Source organism: Acinetobacter proteolyticus (genome assembly GCF_000367945.1).
Lineage (GTDB): Bacteria > Pseudomonadota > Gammaproteobacteria > Pseudomonadales > Moraxellaceae > Acinetobacter > Acinetobacter proteolyticus.
Window position 1 is genome coordinate 4,531 of sequence record NZ_KB849177.1, and the last position, 21,123, is coordinate 25,653.

Consider the following 21,123-nt stretch of genomic DNA (forward strand, 5'->3'; position numbering starts at 1 on the left):
GGATGGTAGCTTTGATGCTCGCGTGGCCTTAGGTCCAGATGCAGCAGTGGGAACAGTGGTAACCGTAAATGGTAGCAACTACACAGTAACTGCAGCCGACTTGGTGAATGGCTTTATTACTGCAGCGATTGCAGTCTTGGCGGATGGCTCATTAGCGATCCATGCAGAAGCGGTGGATGCTCAAGGTAACATTGACAGCGCTGATTCATCAGTAACCATTGATATCACACCTCCAGATATCACAACTGCTGCAATCGCAATTAATGCAATCACTGGAGACAATATTCTCGATGCAACGGAAGTATCAGGTACAGTCACATTGACCGGTACCTTGACGATTCCAGCTGATGCAGTAATAACTTCAGTTCAAGTGAATGTAAATGGAACCAATTACACAGCAGTGGTTGATCCTTTAACTAGTACTTGGAGCATTGGTGTTCTAGGTAGTCAACTTGCCGCCGATACAGATTTAACGATTGAGGCGACAGCAACCTTTACCGATACAGCAGGTAATAGTAGTACGCTTCAAGACGCACAAACCTATACGCTTGCTAGCTCAATCATTGCATTCGATAATTTTGATACAGCAGTTCTTGCTCCACAGCCATTGCTGATTTCAGATGATGCACTACTTGGTAGTAAAACATACTTAGCGCTTGTTTCACTCGCAGGACTTGATTTACAGATAGGTTCTGAAGCCATTGGTTTTAGCGTTGCAGCAAATAATGAAGGTAATGCAACATTTACCTATAGCGCCCTCATCGGTGTGAACGCATTGGCCGATTACTCACTTGTGGTTCAAAAATTGGATCCTGTGACTGGTCAATGGACTTCAGTGTATGGTGGTGGCCAAGCCGATATTATTAAACTGACTTTACTAGGCTCGACCCCAGGTGTGGCCCTAGATGGTCTTAAAGAAGGTCAATATCGTGCGTTTATGACGTATACCGGTCTTGCGGGTATTGGTTTACTTGGTACTTTAACTGCGACAATGGATATCTACGATACCACTCAAATTGGCGGATTCTACACAGAAACTGCCACTGGTAACGTGATTGTAGACATCAATGATAGTGGTCAAGCTGATGTGGTCACACCAACAACTGTGATTAATGCAGTGAATGGTCAGCCAGTGTTAGCAGATGGTACTGTAATTATTGGTGCCTTCGGTGATCTGGTTATCAATCTCGATGGCTCATATGTCTATACACCGAACTCAAATGCTACAGGGATTGGTCAAACTGATCAGTTTGTATATACCTTAAGAGATCCTGTAACAGGTGATACGGCTCAAGCGACATTGAACATCCAATTAAGTTCTGTGAAAGCTTCAGATAACCTTGCTGTTGCGGAAATTAATCCAGAAGCCTTGCTTGTTGCTGATGATGTAGCCCTTGGTAGTGCAAGTTATGTCGCTGCAGTTTCTTTGGCTGGATTGAACTTACAATTGCTTGGTGATGCCACTGTCGCATTCAATGTTGATGCTGATCGTGAAGGTACAGCAACATTTACTTTCAGCGGATTATTGACTGCGAACCTCTTGAGTGATTACTCGCTGGTTGTTCAAAAATATGATGCAACAACAGGACAGTGGGTCTCTATTGGTGGCACTAATCCACAAGCAACCTTGGTTGATTTATCCCTCATTGGTGGGGTGGCAACTGCGGTGATTGAAGGTTTGGAAGCTGGTCAATATCGTGCCTTTATCGGTTATGAAGGCTTGTTGGGTGTAGGCTTGGGCGGAACATTAACAGGTACAATGGATGTTTATAATCCATATGTTATTGCTGGATATTCTGTTGAACCAATCTCTGGCAATGTCATCAAAGATGTGGGTATTAATGGGGCAGTTGATGCGGCTAGCAGCAATGCTGTCATCTCAATGGTGAATGGTGATCCAGTAAGTGCAACAGGTACAACCACTATTGTGGGCACATACGGTAACTTGGTGATTGATCAAGATGGTAATTACACTTACACACCAAATGCCAATGGTTTAAATCTCGGTCAGGTTGACGAGTTTACATATACCTTACGTGATCCTGTTACTGGCAATACCTCACAAGCGGTTCTATATGTCCACTTGGATAGTAACGGTGTCGATATGACATGGAATCCAGCAGACCCATCACAACCTGCTGTGATTACTGGTCCAGTGCCTGTAGATGCAATGGATAATGTTGCTTCAGCAGAGATTGATCTGGTTTATCCAACGACTACTCAGTTCTTTGATAATGCAATCAGCTACAACTGGTTACTCGGTGTCGGCGGTATTGTGATCGGAACCAAAGAGGGTACGGCAACCTTCACGGTTACTCCTGGGCATGTCACTGAAGCAATCTTTGCAGTGAACTTTGGTTCAGTTGCAACGGTTGTCGATGGTTTACATGTGGTGTTAACGCGAGTCAATCCAGACGGTACGCGTACCGTGATTGCGGATAGCTCTAATACGGGCATCCTTGATTTACTCGGTATCTTTGGCTCTGAAGTGAAATTCAAAGTGGATAATCTGGGTGCGGGTACTTATGAGTTGTTTATGGAGAGTAATACACTTCTTACAGCGCTTGGTAACGTCACTGCTGATATCACCTTGAATCATGGTGACATTACTCAAGTACCGACATTGGTGGTAGATCCAATCACAGGTAATGTGCTTGCAGATAATAATTCAGGTGTGTATGGCCCTGGCTATACCCCAGACTATATTACCACCACAACGGTTGTGACTTCGGTGACAGCTGAAAATGGTAATACAGCGGGTGTAAGTACAGGCTTAGCGACTGTTATTGTCGGTGCATACGGTACCTTAACCATTAACTCAGATGGTAGCTATAGTTATCAAGCGACCGCGGATACTCTGAATATTGGTAAAGTAGATAGCTTTACTTATACCGTGGTGGACCCAGTCACAGGTAGAACAGATACAGCAAACTTACATATCCAAATTGGTTCGCCAGATGTGGATATTAATTGGAATGTTGCGAATCCTGACGCAGATGCTGTTATCCCTGCACCAGTGGCGAACGCCGATACCAATGATGCAACGATTAGTATGAAGCCAGTCACTGATGCAGCGGCTGTCGATGTTCCAAGTGGTAATGTGACCATTGGTAATTTAACTGGTTTCCCTCCACTTCCTGTACTGAGTAGTACGGTCACATCGAACCAATTTGTTATTGCTGCAAATTCGGTGAGTGATGTACATGTTGCGTTGAATTATACGGCAGCAGGTATATCAGTCTTACCAACTACTGGATATGTAATTCAACAGTTCGTGGGAGGAGTCTGGGTAAATACAGTTTATTCAGGCTCTGCAACAGCTTTAGTTGGTGGTATTGGTGCTTCAGCATTCTCTGCAGATATCGCACATTTATCAGCTGGCACATATAGAGTCGAGTTTAGCTTAGCAGGAGCAAGCCTTGGAACACTTACGCTTGATTCTGTGGTTACAACTAAAGCAACCCACTTGGATAGTTATACACCAGACAGCTTAACAGATTGGGTTCACGGCAATATCTTGTTAGGCGATACAACCGGTGGCGTGGCAGATATCAAAGATGCTTCGCAATTGTATGTGGAAGTATCACCGGGCAATTACCAAATTGCAGCAGGTCAAGCGATCAATACAGGTGAAGGTACGTTGTATCTTTACAATGATGGTTCGTATTACTACAAAGCATTGGATAGTGCCGCGAATGCAACCTTTGACTCAATTAACTACAAACTGGTCTCTGTGACTGGTGCTGAGTCTACCAGCACATTAACCATTAACTTAAGTCAAGAGTTGAATAGCCTTGCAGTCAGCACTTCTGCAAATGATACCTTCACGCTCGGTAATGGCTCGGATACCTTGATTTATAACACCTTGACGGCTGCAAACGTTAACAGTGCAACGGGTGGTAATGGTTTCGATACATGGACTGACTTCCATGTGGGTAATGTGGCGACTGATAGTCAAGCTGATAAGATTGATCTAAGTAACTTGTTACTTGGTGATCCAAACAGCTTAACCATAGGTTTATATGTTTCGGTTAACTATGATGCGGCAACTCAAAGTGCCACGATTAGTGTAGATCGTGATGGTTTAGGTCTCACTTATTCAAGTACACAGTTGTTGACATTGCATGTGGATGAACCGACAGCATCATTAACACTGAATGATTTGTTGAATAATGGACAAATCATTTACTAATCCAAATCCTCCACTTTAAAAAAAGAGAACCTTCGGGTTCTCTTTTTCATTTTGCAAAGATTATAAAAATATGTGATATGGTGTGTAAAACACTTAAAAATTCTAAAAATTGAAGATATGACCATTACAACGATTTCAGCACTCGAGCAATTCAAGCAACATCTCAGTGATCATTTTTTTAAGCAGGTTCAGCAACACATTAATGTGTCTAATGCTGTGATCTTTTGTTCCTATGGAGAACACACACAACGTTGCCAAGTTTGGAACTCATCTTGTTCAGACTTTTCTAGCAGTCAACAGGAATTCTTTGATTTCCTCGCACATCAATTTACTCTGCAACCAGCGTTTGCAACATTGATTAAAATTGATGTCGCTTTTAATATCCAGCAAGAAAAATGGTCTGACATCGAACAAATTTTAAAAAACCAATTGCATAATAATCATTACCGTAAAGGGATCAGTTTCGATGCTGATTTTAAGCACTGTTTTTTGGAGCAAGAGCTATACGGCAAAGCCATTATTCGTGCGCTGAGCTATAACACGCCTAACTTTCTTGATGAGAAAAACTTAAATAGTAGCCTTTTAAGAAAATATCCGAATCAGCAACACAACATCAAAATTAAAGAACTTCAACAGCTGTGGTCTTTTGATACTTATGCTGTGATTTATGAAGCAGGGCAGTTGATTCCTTTACAGAGTCAGTTCACTGAAAATGGCGTGCGTTATCTACTGGAACCTAAAAAACAGCATTTTAAAAAAATGATTGAAGGGAATGCGCAATTTCTCTATCAGCAAATCCGAAGTGATGGGCGATTCGCTTATGGTTTTTTCCCTGCCTATGATCGTGAAATCCGGAGTTACAACACGGTTCGGCATTGTACGTCGCTGTATGCCTTACTCGAAACTTTAGCAATTCAATCACATCACGTTTTTATCGAAAAAATTCAGTTGGCGATTGATTATGCCTTACGGCTTTTTTACATCGAGAAACAGACGAAATTGGCGTATATGCTGGATGGTAATGAAGCGACAGGTCTAGATGAAATCAAGTTAGGTGCCAATGCCGCAGCGATTTTAATGTTGAGCAAATACCAAGAAATCACAGGTGATGATCGCTATCTGGTTTATGCGCAGGCCTTAGCCAATGGCATTTTATCCATGGTCAATGCGGCGGGCGAAACCACGCATGTATTGCATTACCCAAGCTATGAGATAAAAGATAAGTTCCGAATTATTTATTATGATGGCGAAGCCGCATTGGCATTATTACGGCTCTATCAATTGCATGCAGACGAAAAATTACTGCAAACCGTCAAACAGATGTTTGAACGATTTATGACGCAAAAATATGATCGCTATCATGATCACTGGCTGAGTTACTGCAGCAATGAACTGACAAAAATTTGCCCCGAAGAAAAATATTTCCAGTTTGGACTGAATAATTATTTAAGGCATCTGGTATTTATCCGTAACCGTAAAACGGCCTATGCCACTTTGTTGGAAATGATGATGGCAGCTTATCAAATGGTTCTCCGAATTCGAGCACTGGGTTTAGGACATTTGTTCGAAAAGACACAGTTTGATGATCTAAAAAAGCTGATTGAGTTTCGGGCTGAGTTTCAACGAACAGGATTTTTCTATCCAGAAGTCGCCATGTATATGGCACGGCCAGATAAAGTCTTGAATAGCTTCTATGTACGGCATGATCGTTTTCGTGTACGGATTGATGACCAAGAACATAATCTTTCTGGTTATGTTGCTTATGTTCAGCATTTTGAAACGGAAGCTTGAGGGTGAAATTGATGAGTACACCTCAAGAAATCAAAATTATTAGCCAGATGGGCAATCAAGACTTTCAATATCCTGTTTGGCAGACAGACATTGCAGGGGATTGTTCAGCTTGGATTCTATTATATTTAGCTTTAGAGGCAGTTGTTGATGGGCAGTTGCAACTTGAAGATGGAATGATTGTTGATGCGAATTTCCAAGCGAAGCAAAGTGATCAGCCTGATTTGATCTGGAATTCAAGCAATTCCGTTTTACAGTTATTGCAATATCTCAGCTTTACTCAAAACCAGTTTGCCCAACAGTTGCTTGGTTGCCTTCTGTTTGAAAATTGGCAACAGGCAGAAATTGAAATCGCCAGTAAGGCAGAGCAGTTTGGATTGAACATTCAGCATCAATCTAATACCTTGCAAAAACTCTATGGTTTGGCGGAATCCATCTTTAATTTGCCGATTGAATTGCTGGAGCAGGTTTTTGTCAAAGCACTGAATATTAATGGACAGGAGATTGCTCCGATCCATTCATTATCAAGCTGTACACAACTGGATGCAGTGATTTATTTGACAGATCAACGTCGAGACTGCTTTTTTTCTTATCGTCATGAAAATCAGAGCTTAGGTATTTTTCAGCTCTTAGATCAGCTACATCGAATTGATCATTTAGCCCCGTATTATCATTATTTTCAACAAGGGCTATTGCCAACTAAACAGCTGCAAGCCAAAACTGAATGGATCAATATTCTTGGCGATACCTATTTTGGGGAGTTTTATACCGAAAAAAGAAAAAACAAAGGCATAGAGGATGCTTTACAACGTTATGGTTATAGTCATTCTTTTGAAGCGATCAAACATTTTTTTGGCCCAGATGATATTAATATTGCCAATTTAGAAGCAGTTTTTAATCTTGAAGAAAATTCAATTTTAGCGGGAAGAAAAGACTATATTTTGGGGGCAAAAGCTCAGGAAACCTTAGCGGAATTTAAACGTGTTCATCTCAATACCTTGTGTTTGGCCAATAACCATTTAAAAGACTATGGTGAAGCCAGTCTAAAACATACTTTAACTCAGTTAGAGCGTACCAATATTGATTTTATTGGGGCAGGTGAGAATCAACAACAGGCACATCAATGTCTAGAAATTAAAAATAATCAGGGACAATGTTTGGCTATTTTTAATGGCTATTGGCATAGAAGAGCTGCCTATCAAGCGTATGATTTTTATGCCCTAGGCAACAGTGCTGGGGTGGCCTGTCTCAATGCGATTTTATTCGAACAGCTGATGCAATACCGTTTAGCACATCCAATGCATAAAATTATGGTGATTTGTCATTGGGGTGTGGATTTTAAATTGATCCATCCTGAGCAAGAAAAACTGGCTAAGGTCCTGACTCAGATTGGGGCAGATGTGGTGATTGGTCATGGCGCTCATACCCTTCAGCCGATTCAATCGATTCATCAAAAGCCCGTTATTTTTGGCATTGGCAATGGGGTATTTAATAGCAATGGTCATTTTGAAAAATATCAGGCCTTGCCTTATGGGACTGTGGTACGCATCAATTTAAGCCTATCGCAATTAAAACTGTATCCAATTTATACCCATAATCAGAAGACCTTTTGGCAACCTCATGTTGTTGATGAGAAGCAATTTGAACAGGCAAAATCATTATTGACCCATCAAGTAGATCCAGCATATTACATTGTTGGGCAGGATGATTTAGGTCATTATCTTCAGCTTAACTTTTAAGGGTATTGGTTGTAATTGTTGAGCATGATGTTCAGTTGTTCTTTGTTAAATCCTAGATTACGTAAGCCACCACTGCCTAAGCGACAATCATAACTGCTCATAATATTGGTTGGTGTGGTCTTGGTCGCTTTCGGTGAGCAAACATGACTGAGACCGAAAGCATGTCCCATTTCATGGATACTGGCAGCTTGAGTTTGGTAATTCAGTCGTTGCCAATCAATCAAAATAAATGGTTGTCCCTGATTGCGGAATCCCCAACTGGTGATATCGGCATCTTTTAATTTTTCACCATAAGAATCATAAATAATAAACAGCACTTCCTTGCTCTTTCGGCGAGGGAAGCAGGTTCTGACCGCACTAGGTAAATTGTCTGGAACGATGGCTTTGGATTGGCTTAATTGATTGGCAAGATCACATTTGCGTTTACTAAAATCTTGATAGGAATAGTAACGATGAATTTTAAACTTAAAGATTTTTTGATTATTTTCATCGACAAAGTATTGGTTCAAGATTGCCAATTCTTTGTACATTTGTGCTTTACGATCTAGAGCTTTTACTTCTGGGCGATTGCTGGTCACAATAAAACTGACATTGACCACAGGTAAATGGTCGGCATCTAGCGGATACTGATAGGGTAATTTTTTTATCGGGGCTTTTTGAGTGGTACAAGATGCACTAAAGATCAGACATAATAGCGTCAGGGCAGTGATTTTTAACCGCATTTTTTGTTCTCTCAAGTGGTCGTGTTTTAATTATTGTAAAGCTAGCTTTTCGCATGATTTTGATTATCTTAGCAGATTTTTGGAGCTTGTATGGTGCAAGATACCAATGAACTACATCGGCAAATTTTAGAAGTGATTGCCTTGATTCCTTATGGAAAAGTGGCAAGTTATGGACAAATTGCCAAGTTGGCTGGTTTACCTAAACATCCGCGTTTAGTGGGTTATGTACTCAAGCATTTAGATAAAGACAGTGAGATTCCTTGGTATCGTGTGATTAATTCACAAGGAAAAATCAGTGTGACCCGAATCAATGAGAAAGGTGAAAATGTTCAGCAAAGTTTATTAGAAGCAGAAGGGGTATTTTTATTAAATGGTAAGGTCAGTTTAAAAATCTTTGGCTGGCAACCTTAACTTTTAAATTAGCTCATTTTATCAGTGAAACATAAATGAAAATTGAATTTGTAAAACATGACGATGAAAATGAATTAGATACCGTACTTTATGGTTTAAATGTAGATCAATATCAATATGATCAAGAAAAAATTATTTTTTATAATTGTCTCAATCCGCAGATAATTACTGAAATGGAAGCATTAAAATTATTCACTAGAACAAAAAAAGATTATCTCTTTGGACTCTATTTAAGCTGTCATCAAAAGAACCTCCATGAAAAGATGAGTAATCAAATATATTTTGCTTTTGATTTTGCATATCAAAATAATGATTTAATTATTTTTTATTCTTTTGATGGAGAGGAGAACACAGAATTGGAGTTAAATGAGTTCTTTAAGAGAAAAGAGCTGATTTATAAATATTTAAATGGTGAGTGTGATCAAAAATATTGGTTTAGTCTAAGTGATTTTGAGAAAAAATGCTGGTTAGATATTGCTCATCTTAGGGCTCAATTAGCGCAAATGGATGATCATATTGTTAAAGAAATTATTTTGGATGGGACGTATATAGAGTCTGAATTAGATTTATATTGCCATATCGGGGAAGAGGTTGGTGGTGTGTTAGGTTACATGGGGTGTAATTCTGCAGCATTAAGGGATTGTTTGACTGATGATGAGATTAGACCAACTCAGTATCCTTTACGCATCATATGGAAAAATTTTGAATACTCAAAACAAAAATTTAACCAAGATGATATTCAGTACTTCATTGATCTATTATCTCAAAATGCCGATTTGAAAATTTATTGATTGTACCCATCAACGCACAATCAATACTGGAATGTGGCTTTCCGCTAAGACTTTCTGTGCCACACTACCGAGTACAAATTGTTTAAAACCTGTACGCCCATGCGAACCCATAATAATCAGGTCTGCACCTAGATTTTGCGCTGCGCCAATAATTTCTTGATGAACAGAAAAGCCTTCCAAAATTTGTGTTGCAACTGTGAGTCCGTGTTCTTCAAACTTTTGCTCAGCTTTGCTTAGATTCTCTTGAACATAGCCTCTGACACGTTCTATCAAATCATTGCTTTGTCCCATACGAACATAGGCATCGGCGAGATAGGGATCTAAGGTCATTACTTCGACAACCGTCAGTTCACTGTTTAAAGCTTTTGCCAGTTGCGCTGCTTCTCGAATGACATTTAGTGCAATTTCAGAGTCATCAATCGCCACTAAGATTTTTTGATAAGCCATGAGGGATACTCCTTATATTTATGATTTTGCATTTAATTTCAGAATAAAAAGTTGTTTAAAATACAGACTATATTTCTATATTAAACCTGTTGTTATGAAAATAAAACCTAGCATTTTTATAGGGATAGTTATTATTTATAGGATTATGGTTAAGCTTAGATGTATTTAAGAATAGATGAAATTTCCATGAAAATAAAAGGCGCGTATCATCATGATTTATCTATAAAAGCAGTCTTAATTACGCTCAAAGAATTGAATCAGTGCATCCACATCATCTGTCTGCAATTGTTCACGCATTTTTAAAATCTGCTTTTCATCCAGATCATAAAGTTTAAGAGCAAGCAGTTTTTCAATGTCTTGTTCAGGAAAACGATATTTAATGACTTTGGCTGGGACACCACCGACAATCGCATAGGGTGGTACATCTTGGGTGACGACAGCACCTGTCGCCACCACAGCACCTTCACCCAGTTTCACACCTTGCATGATCATGGCACGGCTACCAATCCAGCAACCATCGGCAATGATTGTATCACCCGCAGGTTGAAAGCTACGTGTATCAAAAGGGAAGGTTGAGATCCAGTCTGAGCGGTGCAATTGGTTGCCACCCATCATAATCACGCATTCCGCGCCAAAGCAGACAAAGTTACCGATATGCAGCTGATCGATTGGCTTTTCAGAGGTTGAGGCTTTGTCGTGTAGATAACGTACCACACAGCGTTCAAAGCCCTGATCCCAATAAGCTGAATAATAAGAATAATTGCCTTTGATATGGATATTCGGATTGTTTACCGTTTTAGCAATAAATTCGAACTCACACCAATGTTTAACAGGGGAGTTGATTAATGGATCCATATCTAGACAAAATATTAAAAGAAAGCCGTGGCATTATAGCTCTTATATCAGGAGAGAGTGCTAGTTGGAGAAAAATTTCCAAAGCCAAGTAAACAAACGTTGAATTTGATTGGGAAATACAAAGCCTAGAACTGCACAAAGCAGAGCTGTATTAAACATAATGAGCGCAGAACTGGTCGTAGAATTCACATGAAACCCCATGTGATGGCAATCCCAATACCCAGAATAATTCCTGCAATCGCATAGATCAATGCACTTATGAGTCGATCTTGCATTCTATGTTTCATTTTTATTGGATTTAGAAATAGAATGTCTGAAACAAAAGAACTCTTCAAATGATGAAGAGTTCTTTAATCGCTTAATCAGGTGGATAAATTAGATATATTCCACACTCACAATTTCGTATTCAACTTCACCTTGCGGTGTTTGAATTTTTGCTTCGTCGCCTTCGTTTTTACCTAAAAGACCACGTGCAATCGGTGAGTTCACTGAGATTTTATTGATTTTAAAATCTGCTTCATCATCACCGACGATTTTATAAGTCTTACGTTCTTCGGTATCAAGATTTTCAATCGTTACAGTTACGCCAAAGACAACACGGCCATTTTGCTCAAGTGTTTTGACATCAATTTCTTGTACTGCGCCCAGTTTACCTTCGATATCCTGAATGCGACCTTCGCAGAAACCTTGCTGTTCACGCGCAGCATGATATTCAGCATTTTCCTTTAAATCACCGTGTTCACGAGCTTCAGCAATCGCTTGGATAATACGTGGGCGATCCACTGTCTTGAGCTGTTGTAATTCTTTCTCTAAGGCAACCTTGCCTTCGGGAGTCATAGGATAACGTTGCATTCTGGTCCCCTCTAAATTGGTTGGGAAAATACAGGATTAAAAAAAGAAAAAGCCCGCCACCGATAAGGTGACGGGACTTTATCGGTAGAGAATTAACCTACAGTTTGTAAATCTTGCAAGCGGTATACATCCATTGGCAATTTCACAGCAAATGCTTGGCAAACTGCTTCAGCACCGTTAATTGTCGTGGTGTAATACACTTTGCCTTGGAGGGCAGCACGACGAATCATGGCAGAGTCATACTGAGCTTGTTTGCCTTCAGTTGTGTTGACAATAAGATGAATTTCACCATTTTTCAAGCGGTCAACAATATGTGGGCGACCTTCGGTCACTTTATTGACTGCTTCGCACTCAATGCCTGCTTCTTTTAGGACACGATGTGTACCATTGGTTGCAACAAGCTTAAAGCCATATTCGATCAACTGTTTCGCGATGTTGGCAATGTATTTTTTGTCTGATTCACGAACCGATAAGAACGCATGCTTTACTTCACCTTCGGTTGGTAAGCCAGGTAAACGTTCATTTGAACCAAGCACTGCTTTATAGAATGCTTCACCAAATGTTTTACCAACGCCCATGACTTCACCTGTAGATTTCATCTCAGGCCCAAGCATTGGGTCTACGCCAGGGAATTTAGCGAATGGGAATACTGCTTCTTTAACCGCAAAATGTGTTGGAATGATTTCTTGAGTGAAACCTTGTGATTCCAACGATTGACCCGCCATACAACGTGCCGCAACTTTTGCTAAAGAGTCACCAATACATTTAGAAACGAAAGGAACGGTACGTGATGCACGTGGGTTCACTTCAAGTACATAAATGTCGTCGCCTTTGACCGCAAACTGAACGTTCATCAAACCGATTACGCCAAGTTCTTTTGCCATTGCAACCGTTTGACGACGCATTTCATCCTGTACTTCTTGTGAAAGTGAGTACGGAGGAATCGAACATGCTGAGTCACCTGAGTGAATACCAGCTTGTTCAATATGCTGCATGATCCCGCCAATCACAACGTCTTTACCGTCAGATACGCAGTCCACGTCAACTTCTGTTGCATCGTCAAGGAAACGGTCAAGCAGGACAGGGGCTTCATTTGACGCTTGTACTGCTTCACGAAGGTAACGTTTAAGTTCTTCTTCGTTATAGACGATTTCCATTGCACGACCACCCAATACATAAGATGGACGAACAACCAGTGGATAACCCACTTTCGCTGCTTCTGAAATACCTTCTTCAGCAGATTTTACGATGCTGTTGTTTGGTTGACGAAGCTGTAGACGTTGAATCATTTGTTGGAAACGTTCACGGTCTTCTGCACGATCAATCGCATCAGGAGATGTACCAATAATTGGTGTACCTGCTTCTTCCAAAGCACGTGCCAATTTCAAAGGTGTTTGACCACCGTACTGTACGATCACGCCTTTAGGCTTCTCGGTACGTACGATTTCAAGTACATCTTCAAGTGTTACTGGTTCGAAGTATAAACGGTCAGATGTGTCATAGTCGGTTGAAACCGTTTCAGGGTTACAGTTCACCATGATGGTTTCATAACCGTCTTCACGCATTGCAAGCGCAGCGTGTACACAGCAGTAGTCAAACTCGATCCCTTGACCAATACGGTTAGGACCACCACCAATCACCATGATCTTGTCACGGTTTGATGGATTTGCTTCACATTCTTCATCGTAAGTTGAATACATGTAGGCAGTACCCGATTCAAACTCGGCTGCACAGGTATCAACACGTTTGTAAACTGGATATACACCCAAGTTCCAACGTTGTTTACGGAATTGCTTTTGTGAAATACCCATCAAGTCAGCAATACGCAGGTCAGATAAACCTTTGCGCTTGAATGAACGGATATTGTCAGCGTTTAAGTCACCAAAACCTAATGCTTTCACTTGAGCTTCAGTTTTAATGATGTCTTCGATTTGAATCAAGAACCAACGGTCGATCTTGGTTGCTTCGAATACGTCGTCTAATGAGAAACCATGACGGAATGCATCAGCAACATACCAGATACGCTCTGGACCAGGTACTTTAAGCTCTTTTAAGATGATGTCTTTGGCATTGGCTGTACCTGCTTCAACTTTCTCGTCAAAGCCACTGACACCTACTTCAAGACCACGAAGTGCTTTTTGTACTGATTCTTGGAAGTTACGACCAATTGCCATCACTTCGCCCACAGATTTCATCTGAGTTGTTAATACTGGCTCAGCTTGTGGGAATTTTTCGAAGTTAAAGCGAGGAATCTTGGTCACAACATAGTCAATCGACGGTTCGAAAGATGCTGGAGTTACGCCGCCAGTGATGTCATTTTTCAATTCATCAAGGGTATAGCCCACCGCAAGTTTCGCTGCGATTTTCGCAATTGGGAAACCTGTTGCTTTAGATGCAAGTGCAGATGAACGTGATACACGTGGGTTCATCTCGATCACAACCATACGACCGTCTTTCGGGTTAATACCGAATTGAACGTTCGAACCACCAGTCTCTACACCGATTTCACGAAGAACGGCAACCGATGCATTACGCATTAATTGGTATTCTTTGTCTGTCAATGTTTGAGCAGGTGCAACGGTAATCGAGTCACCTGTGTGAACGCCCATTGGGTCGAAGTTTTCGATCGCACAGACGATGATACAGTTGTCGTTTTTGTCACGAACAACTTCCATCTCGTATTCTTTCCAACCAATCAAAGATTCATCAATCAATAACTGATGCGTTGGAGAAAGGTCGAAACCACGTTCACAGATTTCAAGGAATTCTTCACGGTTATAAGCGATACCGCCACCAGAACCACCCATCGTGAATGATGGACGAATGATCACTGGGAAGCCAAAACCTGCTTGAATTGCCAACGCTTCTTCCATTGTTTCTGCAATGGCTGCTTTTGGACATTCCAAACCAATTTTACGCATTGCGATATCAAACAGTTTACGGTCTTCTGCTTTTTCAATCGCTTCTTTTGATGCGCCAATCAGTTCTACATTATATTTTTCAAGAATGCCGTGCTCGTCTAGGGCGAGGGCACAGTTCAATGCTGTTTGACCACCCATGGTTGGGAGGACTGCATCTGGACGCTCTTTTTCAATGATTTGTGCAACTGTCTGCCAAGTGATTGGCTCGATATAGGTTGCATCCGCCATTGCAGGGTCGGTCATGATGGTCGCTGGGTTAGAGTTCACCAAAATAACGCGGTAACCTTCTTCACGAAGCGCTTTACATGCTTGCGCACCTGAATAGTCAAACTCACAGGCCTGACCAATGACAATAGGACCAGCACCAATAATTAAGATGCTTTTAATATCCGTACGTTTAGGCATTATTCGCTCCTTAATTACTTCTTAGCGGCTTCAATAAGTTCGATGAAATGATCGAACAATGGAGCACAGTCATGTGGACCCGGGCTAGCTTCAGGGTGACCTTGGAAGCTGAATGCTGGTTTGTCAGTACGATGGATACCTTGGTTTGTACCGTCAAACAGTGAACGATGTGTCACTTTTAAGTTTGCAGGTAAGGTAGTTTCATCGACAGCAAAGCCGTGGTTTTGAGAAGTAATCATCACTGTACCATTCTCAAGGTTTTGTACAGGATGGTTGGCGCCGTGGTGACCGTGATTCATTTTCATGGTCTTCGCACCCGAAGCAAGCGCTAAAATTTGATGACCTAAACAAATACCGAATACAGGTAATGTTGTGGTTTCAACAATGGTTTTCACTGCTTCAATCGCATAGTCACATGCTGCTGGGTCACCAGGACCATTTGACAAGAACACGCCATCTGGATTCAATGCGAGCACTTTTTCAGCAGGGGTTTGCGCAGGAACAACTGTTAATTTACAACCACGGTCTGCGAGCATACGTAAGATGTTGGTTTTGACACCATAATCGTATGCAACAACATGAAACTTAAATTCTGGTTGAGTAAAGCCTTGACCCAAGGTCCAAGAACCTTCGGTCCATTCGAAACCTTCAGGATCACAGCACTCTTTTGCAAGATCTAAACCGTTCAAACCGCCGAATGCACGTGCCTTGGCAATTGCTTCTTCTTCTGTAATATTTTCGCCAGCAAGGATGCAACCATTTTGTGCACCTTTGTCACGCAAAATACGTGTCAATTTACGTGTATCAATATCAGCAATTGCCACAACATTATGTTGTTCCAAGTATTCACTGAGTGATTGTTCAGCGCGGAAGTTGCTGTGTAATAAAGGAAGATCACGAATAATCAGACCATTCGCCCATACTTTATGGATGCGACCTGATTCAACGTCTTCACTATTACAGCCAGTATTTCCAATATGAGGATAAGTCAACGTCACAATTTGTTGCGCGTAACTTGGGTCAGTCAAAATTTCTTGATAACCAGTCATGGCTGTATTAAAAACGACTTCACCAGTCGTACTACCCGATGCACCGATAGACGTTCCTTTAAAGATCGTTCCATCTGCGAGGGCTAAAATGGCGGGGGTGCTCAAACCAAAGCTCCTGAACTAAGACCACAAAAATAGGGCTGTAAAAAAGCGAGTAGACATAAAAAAAGGCAGGCCGTCTTAAAAAAACATGCCCCTCCTTCCAGTCTGCTCGCTTGTAACTTAACAGCGCATTATACGCATGAGTGCGTGAAAAGTCTATGTGTTTTATTTATTAAAGTCACAATTCAGCAATTTCTTTTATAAGCATCAGTAGGGGTATGTCTATTGCAATATCAATCATCCTTCTATCGATATTCTGAGATATTATGCAAATTGTCAGACAATTTTTTTTGAGTTTGAGGGGCCGTGGTTTTATCTTATATCTAGCCAAAAAATCAACAATCAATAAAGAGGGTAATCAACATGGCTGCGAATCAAACAACACCTACTGCAACTGCTGAAGAAGTGAAAGATGCTGTAGTGGAAAAAGCTGCAAAAGCAAAAGACACTGTTGCTGAAAAGACTGCTGAAGTCAAAGAAGCCGTTGCTGAGAAAACAGCAAAAGCGAAAGAAGTGGTCGCAGAAAAAACAGCAAAAGCAAAAGAAGTGATTGCTGAGACTCAAGAACAAGCAAAAGAAGTAATTGCTGAAACTCAAGGGCAAGTTAAAGAAGCACTTGCTGAAACTCAAGAGAAAATTGAGACTGAAGCGAAAGAGTTGAACCAAAACATTCAAAATCAGCTCACTCAAATCAAGCAAGATCTGTTAGAGCGTATTGAAGTAATTAAAACTCAACTTAATTCATCTCAAGGTAACTTGCTTGAATTGAAAAATGCATTGAAAACAGAATTAAATGCATTGATTGAAGACTTGACTAAAGTCAGCAAAGAATTGAAAGATGACATTAGCCAGATTTCAGTGAAGCATAAAGATACTTTAGTGGGTAGCTTTAAACGTACCAAAGAACAAGCAGTTGAAGCTTGGAACAAAGTACGTGCCAGCTAATTTGGCATAGCGAAAAAAAAAGCGAGAATTTTTCACGCTTTTTTTATTTAAAATTGATGTAACCAATCGCGCTTGTTATGGAAGTCGGCTTGAGGGCTACTGTGTTGCATTGCAAAATAATGCATACCTTGGGTGGTATTTAACACGGCCGTTAAACCGATATACAGATCCGCCCATTTGAGTTGATGCTCGCGCATAAATTGCGACAGATCTAAACTGACATTCAAACCGTAATGAGTACGCTGTAAATGATTCAGTTCAATATCATATGCGGCAACGGGTGGCATATCTTCTGGGAAGCGGTATTCTTCAAATTGATAGGCTTGCCAAGCTTGAGAAGGGGAAAGATTGATTTCACGATAGAAATCCTGATCTTTCACACCCACAAAAATCTCATAGCAAGTGTGTTCCCACAAAAAGTCATGGCGTGGATTCGCTGCAACTTGATCTGGGTAAATCAAAAATTGATTTGGGTCACGAACCCAAAAACCAACATTCAGTGTTGCTGGTGTTTGTTGCTCAATCGCGCCAACCACCGTAATGGCGCTAAAGCGATCAAAAGCAGACAGTTCATAACTTGCCATCGTAATTACTTATTATTTAAATGAGCAAAACGAACCAAGTTAGACAGGTGTTGGTTTTGCTTTGCTGCTTTTTTATAAAGCAAAACAATTTTACCAATTTTCTGTACAGATTCCGCACCTGTTGCTTCAACAATGGCATCAATCACTGCAGCACGCGCATCACGATCTTCACCCGCAATTTTCACTTTAATCAATTCGTGATCATTTAGCGCACGATTTGTTTCTTCAATGACGTTTTCTGTAAGACCTTGGCCACCAACCATTACCACTGGATTAAGTGCATGACCAATTTGACGTAAACGTTTACGTTCATGGATAGATAAAGCCGCCATTAAAAATACCTGATTGGGAAAACGACCTAGTATAACTTGCATCCCGTTTCTAAGATAGATTCAGCAGACAGCCACTTGAAACAAATCTGTGAAAATTGCCGAAATAACCAATAGTGATGATCGAAAAAAATCTGTAAAAGTTCGTGTGAATGAAGTACATCCGTACTGTAATGAGAGTAATTTTCACGTACAATGACCCATCAGAAGTTTTTTGAAATTTAGTGAGTTATGGCGACACGCATTACCAATCAAAAATTGTCTAAAAGCAGTCGTGTGTGGATGCGAGAGCACTTAGATGACCCTTTTGTAAAGAAAGCACAAAAGGAAGGTTATCGCGCACGCGCGGCATATAAGTTACTTGAAATCCAAGAAAAATATAAAATGATCAAGCCGGGGATGACGGTTGTCGACTTGGGTGCAGCCCCAGGCAGTTGGTCTCAAATTGCAGGTAAATTGGTCGGCTCAAATGGTTTAGTCATTGCTTCAGATATTCTGGCAATGGATGCTCTTCCAGATGTGACCTTCTTGCAAGGTGACTTCCGCGAGGAAGAAGTTTTCGAAAAATTGTTAAATATTTTAAATGGACGTCAAGTAGACGTTGTAATTTCAGATATGGCCCCCAATACATCAGGTAATAGGGCTGTTGATCAACCGCGTCAAATTTACTTATGTGAATTGGCTTTGGATTTTGCTCAGAAAGTACTCGGACCAAATGGACAGTTTCTTGTTAAAGTGTTCCAAGGTTCAGGATTTGATGAGTTCAGAAAACAAGTGGTCGATGGTTTTGATGTATTAAAAACAGCCAAACCTGCGGCTTCACGTGCTCGATCGAAAGAAGTTTTTTTGATTGGCCAAGGTCGTAAAAAGGCATTGCAATAAAAGTGTACTTGCCAAGTTGTTAAAAATTGTGCATTTTGTACCTTTTAAGTTTTTTGCAACGCAAATTCATTGCTGTTTTTGTGAAGGTCAGCCAAGATTAGGTATGATCAAATTAGATTGATATGGGAATAAAGCCTTGAGCGATTACTTCAAGAATGCCGTATTGTGGCTCATCATACTCGGTGTTCTGATTTTGATTTTTAGCAACGTCAGTGACCGCAATAAGCCTGCAGCGATGAAATATTCTGATTTCGTTGCAGCGGTGAATGCTGGGCAAATTAAACAAGTCACAATTGACGGTTTAAATATTAATGGTGAAAAAACCAATGGTTCTTCATTTGAGACGGTTCGTCCACAAGTCGAAGACACTGAGTTGCTACCAAGCTTAAATAAACAAAATGTAGTGGTTGAGGGCACAGCGCCACAACGTCAAGGCATTTTGATGCAACTTCTCATTGCGAGTTTCCCAGTATTGCTCATCATCTTATTATTCATGTTCTTCATGCGTAATATGGGCGGTGGTGCTGGTGGCAAAAACGGTCCTATGAGTTTTGGTAAGTCAAAAGCAAAAATGTTATCTGAAGATCAAATCAAGTTAACATTTAGTGACGTCGCGGGTTGTGACGAAGCAAAACAAGAAGTGGTTGAAATCGTTGATTTCTTAAAAGACCCAGCCAAATTCAAACGCTTAGGTGCAACCATTCCTCGTGGTGTATTGATGGTTGGTCCTCCAGGTACAGGTAAAACATTATTGGCGAAAGCAATCGCGGGCGAAGCTAAAGTTCCATTCTTTAGCATCTCGGGTTCTGACTTCGTTGAAATGTTTGTCGGTGTCGGTGCTTCACGTGTCCGTGACATGTTTGAACAAGCAAAACGTCATGCGCCATGTATCATCTTTATTGATGAGATTGATGCAGTCGGTCGTCATCGTGGTTCTGGTACAGGGGGTGGTCATGATGAGCGTGAACAAACCTTGAACCAAATGCTTGTTGAAATGGACGGTTTTGAAGGCAATGAAGGCGTGATCGTGATTGCTGCAACCAACCGTGTAGATGTATTGGATAAAGCCTTGCTTCGTCCAGGTCGTTTTGACCGTCAAGTGATGGTGGGTTTACCTGACATCCGTGGTCGTGAGCAAATCTTGAATGTTCACTTGAAGAAATTACCTTCAGTGACCGGTGTGGATCTTAAAGTACTTGCACGTGGTACACCGGGTTTCTCTGGTGCGCAATTGGCAAACTTGGTCAACGAGGCTGCATTGTTTGCTGCTCGCCGTAATAAAAACACGGTGGATATGCATGACTTTGAAGATGCGAAAGACAAGATTTACATGGGCCCTGAACGTAAATCGATGGTGATTCGTGAAGAAGAACGTCGTGCAACGGCTTACCATGAAGCGGGACATGCGATTGTTGCTGAAATTTTGCCGGGTACAGACCCTGTGCATAAAGTAACGATCATGCCACGTGGTTGGGCATTAGGTGTGACTTGGCAATTGCCTGAGCAAGACCAGACCAGCCATTATAAAGATAAGATGTTGAATGAACTTTCAATCTTGTTTGGTGGTCGTATTGCAGAAGAAGTATTCATCAACCAAATGTCGACAGGTGCATCTAACGACTTTGAACGTGCAACTAAAATGGCGCGTGCAATGGTGACCAAGTATGGTATGTCAGATAAGCTTGGTGTGATGGTGTATGAAGATGAAAACCAAAATGGTTTCTTCGGTAATGTCGGTAGCCGTACCATTTCTGAAGCGACTCAGCAAAAGGTAGATGAAGAAGTTCGTCGTATCTTAGATGAACAGTACAAAGTTGCACGTGATATCTTGGAAAATAACAAAGATATCGCACATGCTATGGTGAAAGCATTGATGGATTGGGAAACAATCGATCGTGACCAAATCCGTGACATTATGGAAGGGCGTGAACCGCAACCACCTAAAGTTTATGTTGCTGATAATCCAGTGGCTGCATTTGAACCGCCGAAAGATGGTCCATCAACGCCACCACCATTACCAGCAATGGGCTAACTTAAAGATAAAATAAAAAGAGCGACTTCGGTCGCTCTTTTTTTGTCTCGATTTTGGCCTAAACTGAAAATAAATCA

The 21,123-nt window shown here is 41.0% G+C and carries 16 protein-coding genes and 1 pseudogene; 8 read left to right on the top strand and 9 right to left on the bottom strand.

Going from position 1 to position 21,123, the window contains the following annotated elements; genetic code table 11:
* From F993_RS19490 to F993_RS19480, 3 genes are all read left to right on the top strand, one after another.
* Nucleotides 1–4,192: beta strand repeat-containing protein (locus F993_RS19490; protein WP_004651919.1), on the top strand; the 4,192-nt coding region annotated here is incomplete at its 5' end.
* Nucleotides 4,193–4,309: 117 nt separating this feature from the next.
* Nucleotides 4,310–5,983 (top strand): hypothetical protein, encoded by a 1,674-nt coding sequence (locus F993_RS19485; protein ID WP_004651920.1) that lies wholly within the window; start codon nucleotides 4,310–4,312, stop codon nucleotides 5,981–5,983.
* Nucleotides 5,984–5,994: 11 nt separating this feature from the next.
* Nucleotides 5,995–7,719, top strand: coding sequence for a CapA family protein (locus F993_RS19480; RefSeq protein WP_004651921.1), 1,725 nt, complete (start codon nucleotides 5,995–5,997; stop codon nucleotides 7,717–7,719).
* Here F993_RS19480 and F993_RS19475 read toward each other — a convergent pair.
* The gene (locus tag F993_RS19475) at nucleotides 7,716–8,441 is read right to left on the bottom strand and encodes a zinc metalloprotease (RefSeq protein ID WP_004651922.1); all 726 of its coding nucleotides are present in this window, start codon (nucleotides 8,439–8,441) and stop codon (nucleotides 7,716–7,718) included. The genes F993_RS19480 and F993_RS19475 overlap by 4 nt on opposite strands.
* Nucleotides 8,442–8,531: 90 nt before the next feature.
* On the opposite strand from F993_RS19475, the gene F993_RS19470 reads away from it, so the two are divergent.
* Both F993_RS19470 and F993_RS19465 read left to right on the top strand, forming a co-directional pair.
* On the top strand, nucleotides 8,532–8,852 hold the full coding sequence (locus F993_RS19470; protein WP_004651924.1) for an MGMT family protein: 321 nt from the start codon (nucleotides 8,532–8,534) through the stop codon (nucleotides 8,850–8,852).
* A gap of 35 nt (nucleotides 8,853–8,887) precedes the next feature.
* Nucleotides 8,888–9,643 (top strand): barstar family protein, encoded by a 756-nt coding sequence (locus F993_RS19465; RefSeq protein ID WP_004651925.1) that lies wholly within the window; start codon nucleotides 8,888–8,890, stop codon nucleotides 9,641–9,643.
* Between the two features lie 9 nt (nucleotides 9,644–9,652).
* Here F993_RS19465 and F993_RS19460 read toward each other — a convergent pair whose 3' ends face one another.
* From F993_RS19460 to carA, 6 genes and pseudogenes are all read right to left on the bottom strand, one after another.
* A complete protein-coding gene (locus tag F993_RS19460; RefSeq protein ID WP_004651926.1) occupies nucleotides 9,653–10,090 on the bottom strand; it encodes a universal stress protein in 438 nt (145 codons plus the stop codon).
* A gap of 234 nt (nucleotides 10,091–10,324) precedes the next feature.
* Nucleotides 10,325–10,945 carry a CatB-related O-acetyltransferase gene (locus F993_RS19455; protein ID WP_004651927.1) on the bottom strand — a complete coding sequence of 207 codons (621 nt, stop codon included), beginning with the start codon at nucleotides 10,943–10,945 and terminating at the stop codon, nucleotides 10,325–10,327.
* 60 nt (nucleotides 10,946–11,005) lie between these two features.
* A pseudogene (locus F993_RS20845) lies at nucleotides 11,006–11,220 on the bottom strand (hypothetical protein).
* 100 nt (nucleotides 11,221–11,320) lie between these two features.
* The gene (gene greA / locus F993_RS19450; RefSeq protein WP_004651928.1) at nucleotides 11,321–11,797 is read right to left on the bottom strand and encodes a transcription elongation factor GreA; all 477 of its coding nucleotides are present in this window, start codon (nucleotides 11,795–11,797) and stop codon (nucleotides 11,321–11,323) included.
* A gap of 92 nt (nucleotides 11,798–11,889) precedes the next feature.
* Nucleotides 11,890–15,123, bottom strand: coding sequence for a carbamoyl-phosphate synthase large subunit (gene carB, locus F993_RS19445; protein ID WP_004651929.1), 3,234 nt, complete (start codon nucleotides 15,121–15,123; stop codon nucleotides 11,890–11,892).
* Between the two features lie 14 nt (nucleotides 15,124–15,137).
* The gene (gene carA / locus F993_RS19440; protein WP_004651931.1) at nucleotides 15,138–16,277 is read right to left on the bottom strand and encodes a glutamine-hydrolyzing carbamoyl-phosphate synthase small subunit; all 1,140 of its coding nucleotides are present in this window, start codon (nucleotides 16,275–16,277) and stop codon (nucleotides 15,138–15,140) included.
* A 360-nt stretch (nucleotides 16,278–16,637) separates the two neighbouring features.
* Here carA and F993_RS19435 point away from each other — a divergent pair, with 360 nt between their 5' ends.
* Entirely contained in the window at nucleotides 16,638–17,219 is a 582-nt protein-coding gene (locus F993_RS19435) for a hypothetical protein (RefSeq protein WP_004651932.1), read from the top strand.
* 47 nt (nucleotides 17,220–17,266) lie between these two features.
* Here F993_RS19435 and F993_RS19430 read toward each other — a convergent pair whose 3' ends face one another.
* Both F993_RS19430 and yhbY read right to left on the bottom strand, forming a co-directional pair.
* Nucleotides 17,267–17,803 (bottom strand): DOMON-like domain-containing protein, encoded by a 537-nt coding sequence (locus F993_RS19430; protein WP_004651933.1) that lies wholly within the window; start codon nucleotides 17,801–17,803, stop codon nucleotides 17,267–17,269.
* A 5-nt stretch (nucleotides 17,804–17,808) separates the two neighbouring features.
* A complete protein-coding gene (yhbY, locus tag F993_RS19425) occupies nucleotides 17,809–18,135 on the bottom strand; it encodes a ribosome assembly RNA-binding protein YhbY (RefSeq protein WP_004651934.1) in 327 nt (108 codons plus the stop codon).
* Nucleotides 18,136–18,363: 228 nt separating this feature from the next.
* Here yhbY and rlmE point away from each other — a divergent pair, with 228 nt between their 5' ends.
* Nucleotides 18,364–19,014 (top strand): 23S rRNA (uridine(2552)-2'-O)-methyltransferase RlmE, encoded by a 651-nt coding sequence (gene rlmE / locus F993_RS19420; RefSeq protein ID WP_004651935.1) that lies wholly within the window; start codon nucleotides 18,364–18,366, stop codon nucleotides 19,012–19,014.
* 136 nt (nucleotides 19,015–19,150) lie between these two features.
* Nucleotides 19,151–21,046, top strand: a complete 1,896-nt coding sequence (gene ftsH / locus F993_RS19415) for an ATP-dependent zinc metalloprotease FtsH (RefSeq protein WP_004651936.1) — start codon at nucleotides 19,151–19,153, stop codon at nucleotides 21,044–21,046.
* Nucleotides 21,047–21,123: the final 77 nt, after the last annotated feature.